12 protein-coding genes and 2 pseudogenes are annotated in these 13,012 nt (G+C 59.2%); 8 read left to right on the forward strand and 6 right to left on the reverse strand.

Features of this window, described 5'->3' with window-relative positions; all coding sequences use genetic code 11:
• Positions 1 to 48: 48 nt before the first annotated feature.
• The 4 genes from ACTJKL_RS31575 to ACTJKL_RS31590 all read left to right on the forward strand — a co-directional run bounded on the left by ACTJKL_RS31575 (position 49) and on the right by ACTJKL_RS31590 (position 3,307).
• Positions 49 to 312 (forward strand): DUF5372 family protein, encoded by a 264-nt coding sequence (locus ACTJKL_RS31575; protein ID WP_086017922.1) that lies wholly within the window; start codon positions 49 to 51, stop codon positions 310 to 312.
• A gap of 179 nt (positions 313 to 491) precedes the next feature.
• Positions 492 to 941, forward strand: a complete 450-nt coding sequence (locus ACTJKL_RS31580) for a helix-turn-helix domain-containing protein (RefSeq protein ID WP_088199677.1) — start codon at positions 492 to 494, stop codon at positions 939 to 941.
• Positions 942 to 1,038: 97 nt separating this feature from the next.
• A complete protein-coding gene (locus ACTJKL_RS31585; protein ID WP_440854727.1) occupies positions 1,039 to 1,233 on the forward strand; it encodes a hypothetical protein in 195 nt (64 codons plus the stop codon).
• Positions 1,223 to 3,307 carry a recombinase family protein gene (locus ACTJKL_RS31590; protein ID WP_100675141.1) on the forward strand — a complete coding sequence of 695 codons (2,085 nt, stop codon included), beginning with the start codon at positions 1,223 to 1,225 and terminating at the stop codon, positions 3,305 to 3,307. Before ACTJKL_RS31585 ends, ACTJKL_RS31590 begins: the two co-directional genes overlap by 11 nt.
• A gap of 9 nt (positions 3,308 to 3,316) precedes the next feature.
• Here the strand turns inward: ACTJKL_RS31590 and istA are convergent.
• From istA to ACTJKL_RS31620, 6 genes and pseudogenes are all read right to left on the reverse strand, one after another.
• Positions 3,317 to 4,066, reverse strand: a pseudogene (gene istA, locus ACTJKL_RS31595) (IS21 family transposase); the annotation flags it as partial.
• Between the two features lie 942 nt (positions 4,067 to 5,008).
• Complete coding sequence (locus ACTJKL_RS31600) at positions 5,009 to 6,661, reverse strand: IS66-like element ISRm14 family transposase (RefSeq protein WP_440854728.1); 1,653 nt, start codon at positions 6,659 to 6,661, stop codon at positions 5,009 to 5,011.
• 62 nt (positions 6,662 to 6,723) lie between these two features.
• The gene (tnpB, locus tag ACTJKL_RS31605; RefSeq protein WP_010975401.1) at positions 6,724 to 7,077 is read right to left on the reverse strand and encodes an IS66 family insertion sequence element accessory protein TnpB; all 354 of its coding nucleotides are present in this window, start codon (positions 7,075 to 7,077) and stop codon (positions 6,724 to 6,726) included.
• Positions 7,074 to 7,517 carry an IS66-like element accessory protein TnpA gene (tnpA, locus tag ACTJKL_RS31610; RefSeq protein WP_440854729.1) on the reverse strand — a complete coding sequence of 148 codons (444 nt, stop codon included), beginning with the start codon at positions 7,515 to 7,517 and terminating at the stop codon, positions 7,074 to 7,076. Before tnpA (ACTJKL_RS31610) ends, tnpB (ACTJKL_RS31605) begins: the two co-directional genes overlap by 4 nt.
• Positions 7,439 to 8,278 carry a reverse transcriptase domain-containing protein gene (locus ACTJKL_RS31615; RefSeq protein WP_440854732.1) on the reverse strand — a complete coding sequence of 280 codons (840 nt, stop codon included), beginning with the start codon at positions 8,276 to 8,278 and terminating at the stop codon, positions 7,439 to 7,441. Before ACTJKL_RS31615 ends, tnpA (ACTJKL_RS31610) begins: the two co-directional genes overlap by 79 nt.
• Complete coding sequence (locus tag ACTJKL_RS31620) at positions 8,279 to 9,217, reverse strand: hypothetical protein (RefSeq protein ID WP_440854730.1); 939 nt, start codon at positions 9,215 to 9,217, stop codon at positions 8,279 to 8,281.
• A 112-nt stretch (positions 9,218 to 9,329) separates the two neighbouring features.
• Between ACTJKL_RS31620 and tnpA (ACTJKL_RS31625) the strand changes: the two genes are divergently transcribed.
• From tnpA (ACTJKL_RS31625) to tnpB (ACTJKL_RS31640), 4 genes and pseudogenes are all read left to right on the forward strand, one after another.
• The gene (gene tnpA / locus ACTJKL_RS31625; protein WP_440854731.1) at positions 9,330 to 9,788 is read left to right on the forward strand and encodes an IS66-like element accessory protein TnpA; all 459 of its coding nucleotides are present in this window, start codon (positions 9,330 to 9,332) and stop codon (positions 9,786 to 9,788) included.
• A gap of 4 nt (positions 9,789 to 9,792) precedes the next feature.
• A pseudogene (locus tag ACTJKL_RS31630) lies at positions 9,793 to 10,989 on the forward strand (IS66-like element ISRm2 family transposase); the annotation flags it as partial.
• Between the two features lie 997 nt (positions 10,990 to 11,986).
• Positions 11,987 to 12,457 (forward strand): IS66-like element accessory protein TnpA, encoded by a 471-nt coding sequence (gene tnpA / locus ACTJKL_RS31635; RefSeq protein WP_440854624.1) that lies wholly within the window; start codon positions 11,987 to 11,989, stop codon positions 12,455 to 12,457.
• The gene (gene tnpB / locus ACTJKL_RS31640) at positions 12,454 to 12,810 is read left to right on the forward strand and encodes an IS66 family insertion sequence element accessory protein TnpB (protein WP_440854625.1); all 357 of its coding nucleotides are present in this window, start codon (positions 12,454 to 12,456) and stop codon (positions 12,808 to 12,810) included. Before tnpA (ACTJKL_RS31635) ends, tnpB (ACTJKL_RS31640) begins: the two co-directional genes overlap by 4 nt.
• Positions 12,811 to 13,012 lie beyond the last annotated feature (202 nt).

Below are 13,012 nucleotides of genomic sequence, written 5' to 3' on the forward strand. Positions count from 1 at the left end.
CCTTCTTTCAAGTCCAGGACTGCAGTTCGTACTGACACTCAAGCGCGCATAAAGTTCGAGGTCACGCACCCGTTCCATCCGTGGCGCGGCCAGCGCTTCGTGCTGTCGACACGCAAACAGAACTGGGGCGAAGACCGCGTCATGTTCTACGACGCTCAAGGACGGTTGCGTTCGCTGCCGGCCTCGTGGACCGATGTTAATGAGGCCGACCTGTTCAGTCAGGTTGCTGCAGGTCGGTCCTTCTCCCGCCCAGACGATCTGTCGGCGCTGGCGTCATTGATTGATCGCATTAAGAGCCGTCAGGAAGAGTGACGAACGTCAAGTAAATTACGCCGCGCATGTAAGGATAATTATGCCGAGCGCGCGATGCCATTGATTATGAACAATGGAATTTTGCCAATTCTTATAGAGTGGTAGCGGATATGGAGATATAATTTAGTTGACGCGCGATCTGAGTGCGGCATAATTTGACTTACACAAGGGAGGCTCCCATGACCAAAGAAAGCAAGCCCGATCGCCTGCGCCAGATGGGCGCTCTGAACCCCAAGCCCGAGGGCGTCCGCGCCCCTTGGTTCCGGGAATCCGGTTTCTTTGATCCGCTCGATCTCGTGCAAGTGAAGTATGAGATGCTTCGGCACGCCCGCGAAGACGGCACCAACAAAGCGGACGCGGCCGCGCTTTTCGGGCTGTCTCGGCAGACCTACTATCAAGCGGAGGCCGCGTTCGAGCGCGATGGCATGTCCGGCCTCTTGCCGCGCACCCGCGGGCCGAAGTCAGCCCACAAGCTTACTGGCGAGGTGATGCGTCTCGTCGAGGAACATCTCGATGCGAACGGCCAACTGCAGGCCCGCTCTCTGGCGGACCTGGTGCATGCGAGACTGGGCATCAGCGTCCATCCTCGCAGCATCGAACGCGCGGTAGCGCGTAAAAAAAAACGATGAAGAGCCGACGCACGCAATCGCCATGTCGGAGAGCGGCAAGGATATTTACGAAGCTCTCCGCGCCGATGTTATTTGCGGCACGGCTTGCGCGAGGCGCATGGGTGCCATCGTCTTTCACGGACTGTGGCGCGGCTTGGCAGTGCTGATCGCACCGCATCAATCCGCGGTAGCGCGACAGCAGTCAGCGCCTCGGTTCAAGACAACTTCAGTGGTCGCGCACGACCGCCAGCTCGTGCACATGCTCGCCAATATGGTGCTGGCAGCAGAGACAGGAGGAAGCCATGTCTACTGATAATGCCATGAAGATTAGTGCCGATCACCTGCGGCGCGATGCATTTCTCTACGTCCGCCAATCCTCCCTTCGTCAGGTGTTCGAGAACACCGAGAGCACGAAACGGCAATATGCATTACGAGACCGCGCGGTCGCTCTGGGTTGGCCGATTGAGCGCGTCCACGTCATCGACAACGATCTCGGCCTTTCCGGCGCACAGTCGCAGGAGCGCGATGGATTTCAGCGCTTGGTGACCGAGGTCGCGATGGGGCACGCAGGCATCGTGCTGGGGCTGGAAGTATCTCGCCTGGCTCGCAACAATGCTGACTGGCATCGCCTTCTTGAGTTGGCCGCCATGTCGCGCACGCTCATCATGGATGAAGATGGTATCTACGACGCGGCGTCGTTCAACGATCGTATGCTGCTCGGCCTGAAGGGCACGATGAGCGAGGCCGAACTCCACATCCTGAAGTCTCGGCTGCAAGGCGGCATTCTCAACAAGGCGCGTCGTGGCGAGCTCGAGTTGCCGTTGCCGATCGGACTGGTCTACACGCCTGATATGCGCGTGGTGCTCGACCCGGATCGCCAGATCCAGGACACGGTGCGCATGCTGTTCGATACCTTCCGGGAGGTGGGCTCAGCCTGTGCGGTCGTGCGCCGCCTGCGTAACGAGAAGATCCTGTTTCCCCGTCGTATCCGTCGCGGCATCGGCAAGGGCGACGTGCTGTGGAGCGAGATCGACCACTCTCGCGTGATCCAGATTTTGCACAATCCACGATACGCTGGTGCTTTCGCATACGGACGCACACGCACGATCTACAATGCCAAGCTTAAGTCCGTACAGCAGAAGATGCCGAGGTCCGACTGGCAGGTGCTCATCCCTCAGGCCCATGAAGGCTACATCTCGTGGGACGAGTTCGAGCGCAATCAAACAAGTCTCGAACAAAATGCAGTCGGTTTTTCTCCGGGCCTGCGGGGTCGTATGCCTCGCCAAGGCAACGGCTTATTGCAAGGAAGAGTTTTGTGCGGTCGTTGCGGCGCTCGCATGCGGGTCCATTATGAACAGTTCGAGGGCAATCTTCGTCCCTATTACATCTGCAACGAGGCCGTCGTGCGCCACGCGGGCAAGGCTTGCCAATGGGCAAGAGGACCAGCGATCGATGAAGCGGTCAGCGCGTTGCTACTCGAAGCAATGGCACCGACGGCGATAGAGGTCGCGCTTGCGGTGCAGGAGGAGATCTCGCAACGTGTCGAACAAGCCGCCTCGCTGCGCGACAAGCAGTTACAGCGCGCCCGGTATGAGGCTGAACTCGCACGCCGCCGCTATCTGAAGGTCGATCCCGACAACCGCTTGGTTGCCGATGCACTCGAAGCGGACTGGAATGGCAAGCTACGCGACCTCGATACGCTTCAGCGCGAACATGAGCGTCAGAACGAGACAGACCAGTCATTGCTGGACGGCGCTATGCAGGAACGGATCCGAGCGCTGGCCGCAGATTTTCCGCGCATCTGGAACAACAAGCGCACGAGCCCGGTCGAGCGTAAACGCATGCTTGGCCTCCTCATCGAAGACGTGACACTGCTGGTCGACGAGCAGATCAACATGCACATACGCTGGCGCGGAGGTCGCACGCAAAGCCTGGCAGTAGCTCGTCCCCGGCCCATGGCCGTGATCCGCAAGACCCCGGAAGCGGTTGTGGCACTGATCAACGAACTGCTGGAGACCGACAACGACCAGCAGATTGCCAGTCGTCTCAACGCACTCGGGCATCGTAACTGGCGCGGTGAGGCTTTTACCCTGAAGAAAGTCATGCTCGTTCGTCGTGCCTATGGGCTGAAGACCCGGTTCGAACGGTTGCGCGAGAGCGGCATGCTAACTGGCGAGGAAGTGGCTCGTCGATTTGGCGTAAGCGCCACAACCGTACACCAACTCGGACGCGATGGCGTTCTCAAGCGCCATCGCTACGCTACCAACCACCGCTACCTGTATGAGCCACCGGGCAACGTCAGACTCGCAAAAGGCGTCGGCGGCCGCTATGGTAGCCGCCAACCCCGGTTAATGGACGCTCAACAAATCCAACAAGGTGCATCGTGATGTCTGCTCCTTGTCCCGCGGGCGTCGCGGCCGCGTCGGCAAGACGGCGCTGCCATAATGGGCCGCCATCCCGCAATACGTCCGGTTGACCTGGGGATCGAAGTGGCAGGCCTTGATGATCGCTACCTTGGCATTGTCGGGAACCAGCAAGGCTGGCGCACCGCCAAAGTACTCCAGGGCCAGGATATGGCATTCAATCCAGTCGGGAAGCGTCTCGCTCCAGCGTGCCTGTGCATATGAAAGGCTCGATGCTCCCAGAACCGCCACAAACAGGTGCGCCTGCCGTGTCTTGCCGGACAGCCGATCAACAACAACCGTGACCGTGTCGCCGGCATAGTCGACGAACAGCTTATCGCCGGCCGCGTGATCCTGCCGCATCGTCACAGGCAGCTTCATCGCCCAACCGCGGTAAAGGTCACAATACCGACTGTAGCGATAGCCGTCCGGATAACGGCTGATGTATTCGTCCCACAGGATCTGCAGCGTCATGTGCTTGCGCTTCAGCTCGCGGTGGACCTGCGTCCAGTCCGGCTCAGGGCTCCGACGATGACCCGTCTTCGTCCCGGCCGCCTTGTAAAGCGCCGCTTCCAGGACGGCATCGCTGACGTCGTCACCCAACGGCCACGATAGCCCTGCAACGGCCGCACGCCGCAGCGTCTCGCGCACCGTCGACGGTGCAGCGCCAACCCTGACCGCAATCGACTTGTGGCCAAGTCCTTGTTCGAAACGATATCTCAATATCTCGCGGACACGCCGCATCTCCAGTCTCTCCGCAGGCATCCCATTCCTTCCTCGTCACAGTCGAAGGAAGAAACTTCACACCAGCAGAACACCCACGCCAGACGCCGTCCGAAGGGGGCGGCATCATCTTGGAATCAGGGGGCGACTATTTCTCGGAATTGGGGGGCGAGATCATTTCGGAATCAGGGGGCGGATTGCCTCGGAATTTGCATAAGGTGCCGATCTCGCTGATGAATTCGGGAGGCGCAACCAGCCCGCCTCCCTGAATGAAGCCGGAAAACTCTAGCCTCCGGTGGCCCAGAAACCTGGGGCGGTTCAAAAACCGCCGAGGCTCTAATCGCCGCTGGATGAAAGTTCAGTGGCAGGTCATGCCTATGGCGAAAGATAAGTCTGCTATCCGTTGTGCTCCGTGCTGGTGCCTGCTGCCGTTAACACATTTAGCCGGCCCTGCCCCTCTCCGTGAGTCCAGCTCATAAACAAAATCGAAGGGGACGCTTGAAGACCGCCGAGGCTCTTAACAAGGATTTGTACGCACCGAGCCTTCAATCAGACGGGGTATCAAAGCGCTTCGGATATTGAGCTAACGGTCCCGGTAGGGACGATGGTTACCCATCGCCGCCCGGTCAGATCCGTACGTGCGGCACTACCGCATACGGCTCCTATCGGATGTTGTGACGGTAAGCCGAGCATCTGGATGCGGATGCATCAGGCGGCACGGTGGCAGGTATTTGCGAAGCAGCCTTTGGAAACGCTCCCAAGACAGCCGGTGTCGTTGGCTCCGACGCATCAGAGCGTGTCGCCAAGCGCGACCAACTTCCCAGCGGAATCCTCCCAATCTTCTCAGATTGTCTGGCACCGCATGGTGTATGCGGTGTTCACGCCCCATTGATTTTTCAATTGCAGCGATCTGAGGCCGATCCTCGGCGGTCAAATGAGCTCACCGAAGAGTACCTGACGAGCTCATTGTGAGGCCGTGATGCGGGCGGCATAGGCCCATGGCATCAGGGCATCGATGTCTTTGGCGAGGTGACCGTTTGCGAGGCGGGTGAAGAGGTCGCACAGATAGGCGTAGGGCTCAACGCCGTTCATTTTACAAGTGCCGATCAGGCTGGCAAACCGGGCCCAATTGCGGCCCCCTTCATCGTGCCCCGCAAAGAGCGCATTGCGGCGGTTCATGGCCGGTCGGCGGATCGCGTTTTCCACCAGGTTGGAGTCGATATCGACGTGGCCGTCGTCCAGGAACAGCCGGAACCCGTCCTGCCGCGTTAGCATATAGGCCAGGGCTTTTCCGAGGTCAGACTTGCGTGAGACGCGCTTGGCTTGCGCTGCCAGCCAGGCGAAGAACGCGTCCACCAGCGGGAGGGACAGGTCCTGTCGAACTGCCCGGCGATGTTCGGGATCTGAGCCACGGATACTGTCTTCGATCTTGTAGAGCGCGGCGATCCGCACCAGCGCCTCGTCGACGATGGGCGATCCACTCTTTGGCGTGGCTTTGATCAGCTTTCTGCGCCCGTGCGCCCAACAGAAAGCCAGATTTAAGGGATCGCCACCCACCCGGTCCAACGTGGCGAGGTGAGAGTAACCACCGTAGGCATCCACCTGGATTGTCCCGTTGAACCCGTCGAGGATTTCAGCGGCATATTCGCCTTTACGCCCGGGCCGGTAATGGAACACCACGCCTGGCGGCGCAGAGCCATTCCAGCCGCGATCGTCACGCAACACGGCCCATAGATAACCGGTCTTCGTCTTGCCTCGCCCCGGATCAAGCACCGGAGCCGTTGTCTCGTCGACATAAAGCCGCGTGCTTTCCCACAGCAGCCGTTTGGCCATATGGTCGACCACCGGCGCGATCGCAGCGCCCGTCCTGCCCATCCAATCGGCCAGGACGGTGCGGTCTATCGGCACCCCGTGTCGCGCCATGACCTCGGCCTGCCGGTTGAGCGGCATATGTTCGGAATGCTTGGAGACGGCAATCTCAGCCAGAAGGGCTTCGCTCGGCCAGCTCCCTTCCAAGAGATGCGCCGGCGCGCTGGCCTGAACGACGCCCGTGCGCCCCTTGGGGCAGGCGTATTTCGGGCGGATCGTGACGATCACCTCGTAGCGTGCCGGGACCCGGTCGAGCCGTTCCGTCCGATCCTCGCCAATCCGGACCATGTTGCCGCAACCGCAGGGACAAACGATGCTCTCAGGCTCGATCACTCTCTCGACCCGCGGCAGGTGTTCGGGCAGTGCACGGGCCTTACGCTCCTTGCGAGGAACGGCCTTGTCCGGATCGGATGCGCTTGCTTCGATCTTTTTCTCGACGGCGGCGATCCGCGCCTGTGTTTCGGCAATCGCCGTTTCAAGGTCTTCCAGCGCCAGTTCCATCTGCGCCGGATCGAGCTTTTCCGATTTCGGCCCGAACTTCGTGCGCCGATAGTCGTGAACCTGCCCCTCAAGCTTCTCGATCAGTTCCTTCAACTCGGCGATGAACGCGTCCTTTTCGGCCACCACAGCCTGCTCATGCTGACGCGCAGCACGCTCGACCGACAGCTCGAACTGCATCGCCGCAAACGCCTTCACCACCTCTGGCGGAAGGTTCGGAAACAGGCTGAGATCAAGGGGCGACGACATGCGGCCTTATAGCAAGGCAGCACAAAAAAGCCAAATAAAACAATGCAAAGACGGCCGGATACTCACCCTGCCGCCGACGGCGCCGTCACCCGTTGCGCCATCACCCGTCGCCAGTCAAGACCTTCGAACAAAGCCTCATATTGACCCCTGGAAAGACGCATCGTCCCATCCTGAACCTTGGGCCAGGCAAAGCTTCCATGTTCAAGAATTTTGTAGGTTAGCACCATTCCGGTGCCATCCCATACCAGGATTTTCAGACGATCACCGCGCTTCGACCGGAAGATCACCGTCACCCCGGAATGCGGGTCGAGCTTCAACTCGGTCTGCACCATCAGAGCCAGCGCCTGATGCCCACAGCGGAAGTCCACCGGCCGCGTTGCAATCAGGATCGGCAGTCGTTGGCCCGCGACGATCATACCGGCGCTCGCATGGCTCGCACCAGAGCCGCCACACGTTCAACCGGCACATCGCCGGGAACCCGCAACACAACGTCCGGGCCGATCTCCAACGTCAAGACCGAAAAAACCGCCTCCGACAGCGGCGGCGCCAAAACATTCACAGCCTCGCTCGGCTCTGCCGCAATCGCCAAAGGCACAAATGCAGGCTCGGCATCGCCGCTCTCCGACAGGCCCGGCATAGCCTCAAACGGCAGCGCCAGAATGCCCTCGCGCGCTTGTCGGCGCCAGAAGGAAAGCTGGTGCGGAACAACGTCATGACGGCGCGCGACATCAACAACACGAACACCAGGCTCAAGGCTTTCCGCGACGATCCGCGCCTTCACAGCATCTGGCCAACGTCGGTTTCCGCGGCGCGGCTCGACAACTTCGTAGCGCCCAACAAATCCATCATCTGCCATGCAAATCTCCAGATAGTCCTGGAAACCTTCTCGCATACGCAGCAAGCCTCAAAATACAGCCGATCCAATGGGGCGGAGACGGCGCTTACCGCATGGTAGTTCAAATACCCCTGTAACACTTGCCGTAGCCACCGACCTACTACTGCCACCGGTTCATGGCGTCGTCGCATAAGCGTTCCCCGAATGGCCTCCAGCGTCGTGCGCATGCGCTCCTTGATCGTCAGACGGACAATCTTGAAGCCCCCATCATTGCGCCGCCTGCCGCAGCAGTGCGTGAATCCCAAAAAGTCGAAGGTCTCTGGCTTGCGGATACCACGCTCCCGGCAGTTTCGCGCAGCATACCGCCCAAAGCGTATCAGCCGCGTCTTTTCCGGGTGTAGCTGCAAACCAAACTGAGCGAGACGCTCCCGCAATGCTTGCAGGAAGCGCTGCGCCTCTCCTTCGTACTGGAACCCAATCACGCTGTCGTCGGCATAACGTACAATGATCACGTCGCCTTTAGCATTTCGAGTACGCCATTGCTGGACCCATAAATCCAATGCGTAATGCAGATAGATATTCGATAGGACCGGGCTAATTACAGAGCCCTGGGGAGTTCCTCGCGTTGATGCGACGCGGCGGCCATCCTCAATCGTGCCCGCTTTCAACCATTTGTGGATCAGACGTATCAGCCGGCGGTCACCAACTCGATGCGACAGGAAACGAAGCATCCACTCGTGATCGATTTCATCGTAAAACGAGCGAATATCCGCGTCCAGTATCTAGTTGATCTTCCGCTTGTCGATCCCAACCCACAAGGCGTCCAGCGCGTCATGCTGGCCCCTTCCTTGCCGGAACCCGTATGAGAAGCCGAGGAAGTCTTGCTCATAGATCGCGTTCAGAACCGTGGTGACGGCCATCTGCACGACTTTTTCTTCCAGCGCTGCAATGCCGAGAGGACGGAGTCTTCCGTCATTCTTCGGAATGTAGACCCGTCGGGAGGGTTGAGCACGATATGCACCGGATTGAATCTCCCGGTGCAGTTCGTGCACGCGCCCTTCGAGTATCTTCTCATAGTCGTACCACGTCACGCCATCCACACCGCTCGCCGCTTGCTTGCGAAGCGCATGGAAGCTCTTCACCAATAGCGTCGGAGTGATGTGGTGCATCAGCGCCGTGAAACGCATCTTCGGGTCCCGCCTGGCGGCTTCCCGTACACCTTCGATCCCCATCGAAGCGTGTTTTATCCGGCTCTGCGTCCGGCACGCTGGAGTCTCAAAGGCGTTCCCTCCGATTACACCCCTTCCCTTCATTGCCTCCGCAGGATCATCTCCTTTGTTCGGCAACTTCTGCGGTACTATGGGTGTATCCGACTTCTCATCAGCGTTGACGACTGGATTGTGATCAACGACCTTCCCAGCCCCGTCCAGTCCATTTGCACTGGACACTGATGAGATCTCGCTGCTTCCGTATGAAAGACTTCCCAACATGCACAGGGTCTCCGACCGCGCGGGATCGGGGCATGGCTTGCGATTGACGCCATGCACCGTGTTGCCTTCCGCTTCGCTTAACAGCGTCGGCATCCCGAATTGATCATTTCGCGGCTCAATGGCCGGCCTGCCGGTTTCCCCTGTCAACGCTTCGACGCACACCTCGCGATGTGCGCCGCATGACTCGGGGTCAGAGTGATTCGCCACTTCTTCTCCGTGTTGAACTTTCATCAACTATCTTTCATCGGCTTTGCAGCCGCACTAAGCGCTCATTTCCATGCGCCTTTTCTCGTTGATGCCTCTGCCGCATGAAGTGTCCACTTAAAATAGGCGGACACCAAATATGAGTGAGGAAGAGCAGAAACTGCGTGTGCGGCATGTGGGGCGCGATGGTCGACGCCGCTACGATCCAGGATCAAAGGCGCGGCTTGTTGCGGCCTGCCTTGAACCTGGTGTGTCGATATCCGGCCTTGCGCTTTCGCATGGGATCAATGCCAACCTACTGCGCAAGTGGGTCAAGGAGGCCAGGGAATCTGGCTCCCTGGCGGTATCTCCACGATCGGCGTTTATCCCGGTCGTGGCAGCAGACGGCAGCCTGCCTGTCGGGACCTGCTCGCTGGATATGTCGGTCACGTGTGATGAGGAACAACGAGCATCACTGGAGAAGACGGGTCATCCGTCAGGTTTATCCAAAATCAGCGCGTTGCTGCCAAACGGCGTGAAGCTTTCGCTGGAATGCAGAGATGTGGATGCGTTGACGGCTGTCATTGGAGCATTGGGCCATGTTCAGACTGGGCGCTGATCTCAAGGTGCACCGCATGGGTGAGGCCGTCACCGAGCAGCTCCATATCGAGGTGAAGGCCAAGGTCCTGCAGAATGTGCGGTTCAAGTACGCCTGCCGCCATTGCGACCGGACCGGCATCAACACGCCTGTCGTTCTCGCGCCAATGCCCGCGCAGCCCTTGCCGGGCAGCATCGCCACGGCCTCGACGCTGGCATTTGCACTGGTCCACAAATACGTCGACGGCACGCCGCTCTACCGTCTGGCCCAGGCCTTCGAGCGCGCCGGCGTTCCCGTCAGCCGCGGTGCTTTGGGTCACTGGGTGATTGGCTCGAGCGAGAGGCATCTCTCTCGCATCTATGACGCGCTGAAGCTCCGGCTTCGTTCACAACCGCTGATCCATGGTGACGAGACAACGGTCCAGGTGCTGAAGGAAAAGGACAGGGAGGCCACCAGCACATCCTTCATGTGGGCATACAGGAGCGGTGAAGACAGCGGCGAGCCGATCGTGCTGCTCGATTATCAACCCGGCCGCGGCCAGATTTATTCGCAGGCCTTCCTCGGCGACTACCGCGGCATATTGATGAGCGATGGTTACACCGCCTGGCGCACTCTGGCAGGAGCGACCCATATTGGGTGTATGGCCCATTCGAGGCGTCGCTTCATCGATGCTCTGAAGACAAGGAAGAAAGGCGGCGGACCGCCGGAGCAGGCGCTGAAGTTCTTCGAGCAGCTCTACCGGATTGAAAGCCAAGCCAAGAACGAAAAGCCGGAAGTTGGCGAAACACAAGCCGACTGCATCCGCCGTTTCCGCCTGCAACACAGCGTCCCCATCCTGATCGCTCTCAAGGCATGGCTCGATGACATCGCGCCGAAGGTCTTGCCCGATAGCAAGATCGGCGACGCCGTATCCTACACCCTGAACCAGTGGGAATACCTGACGCGCTACACCGAAGACGGCAGGATGTCGATCGACAACAACCTTCTCGAACGCGATATCAGGATTTTTGCCACTGGAAGAAAATCCTGGCTGTTCAGCGATACCGTGCACGGAGCCAGGGCCAGTGCTGTCGTCTACAGCATCATGCTGACCTGTCGCGCCTGCGGCGTCGAGCCCTTGGCCTACCTGCGCCACGTGCTTAGTGAATTGCCACAGCGCGCAACAGATACTGACATCACCGATCTCTTGCCCTTCAACTTCACCAAAGCAGCCGCTGCCTGATCCAATGCAGCCGTCGCACAGCGACCTCGGTCAAACGGGCCGCGTCAACGCGCATGGAAATGAGCGCTTACGAGCTAATTCATCAACAACGCCGGACCCGATGACCTCATTCACGCTTACTATGCCAGCGGTGTGGTTAGGCGCGCTCTTACCCATGATTTTAGTTCGCTCGATCTGGGCAACCCTCGCCGAAGCGGCGACTACAGCTACGGTATGAGTTCCCCGAGCCACCTTTTCGTGAATTTGATCCATCAGACGGCGCTCACCAGTATTTTCATCGATGTCCTTTCGGAGCGAGCTGACGGTGGCGCTTCATTGCTACCTGGGAATGCATTTTTTGCTTGCATTATCTAGGCGTGTTGCACATAAAACGGCGCCTGCCGCTTACTTCAGTAAAATCATAGGATACTTTAGCATGTGGATTTCGCTGACGACAACGAATCGAATCAAAACAGTCGTCGATTTTAATAAGGTGCTTCACGCAAACGATCACCCGAACGGTACGCAGATTGTCTTTGATGCTACGGTGTCCGATAAACAGAACACTCCCACTTCTAAGATCCTCTACGTTCTGGAGCCGATCGACGTAATCGAGAGGGCGCTCCGGGCAAAGAAGGCGCGAAAGTAAAGGGGTCGATTTGATCTAAGTGTTTGATCCCCGGCTTTGATGGTGCATTGTCTTCGTCGGCTTGGAGAGAGGCACTGTGGGACAGGTTCTACACGGCAGCGCCACGACGACAGAGACAATCCGTCGAGCGCGCACCCAACTCATCAATGTGATCCGCGGTCACTTGTCGGATATGGTCTAATTGCGCCGCAGGGGTCCTTCCCATGTTGAACGACTCATTGCCCAGGTTGAGGATTCGACCTCGAGGGCCGGATGCCGCGCGCTCTTGACTCGCTATTCTGGTCGAAGGTGAGCGCGACGAACAGCCCACCTTTTCTTTGCTGATTGAGACCGCGCGATAAGCTCGTTCATCTGCAGGAGTGGAACGGGATGGTTGGAGATCGCGCTGGTGCCATGCTTGGAGTCATGGATGAAGCCATGGATGAAGCCAGGCATGATGGAGTCTACCGGCGGATCGAGGTGATCACCGGTCGACGACAGCGGCGGAATTGGACCGACGAAGAGAAGGCGCGGATCCTTGCTGAAAGCGCAGAACCCGACGTGAACATCTCGGCCGTCGCCCGGCGCTGGGGCGTCAACCGTGGTTTGCTGAATGTCTGGCGCCGCCAAGCCGGGCTGACCGCTCGACGATCCGCGCAAGCCTGCGCGCAGCAGGCCATGTTCGTGCCGGTGACCGTCGTTGGAGAACGAGCGCCTCCCCAGAGCGCGTCGTCGGATATCGCTTCCGTTGCTTCCGGCCGAATTGAGATCGAGATTGCCGGAGCACGCATGACCGTGATCGGCTCGGTGGCGCCTGAGTTGGCGCAGGCGATCGTGGCAGCGTTGCGAGCACGCCGGTGATCGGACTTCCGCCGAATGGCGTGAAGATCATGGTGGCGACGCAGCCTGTCGACTTCCGGCGCGGCATGAATGGCCTTGTTGCGCTGGTGGCGTCAGCGCTTTCGGCTGATCCCTACTGTGGTGACGTGTTTGTGTTCCGCGCCAAGCGGTGCGATCGCCTGCGCTGCATTTATTGGGACGGGTCGGGCATGATCCTAGCGACGAAGTGGCTTGAGGCGGGCAAGTTCGTTTGGCCACCGATCCGCGATGGCGCGATGCAGATGAGTAGCCAAGAGTTCTCGCTTTTGCTGGCCGGTATCGACTGGACTCGGGTTAAACGGAACGTCGTAAAGCGGTCGACGAAAGTGGGCTGATCCTATTGGATTTGCTTGAAGATTCAGGATCATGTGCTAGGGTCAGTCATGCCGCTTCGACCCGACCCTTTACCTCAGGATGGCGCCCAATTGAGCCGGATCATTCTCTCGCTCGATGCGGAGAATGCCGACCTCAAGGCGCGCGTTGCCTTCCTGGAGGGTCAGCTCTTTGGGCCGAAGTCGGAGAAAATGACGGCGATCG

This window comes from Sinorhizobium sp. 22678 (assembly GCF_052044265.1).
Classification (GTDB): Bacteria; Pseudomonadota; Alphaproteobacteria; order Rhizobiales; family Rhizobiaceae; genus Sinorhizobium; species Sinorhizobium meliloti_A.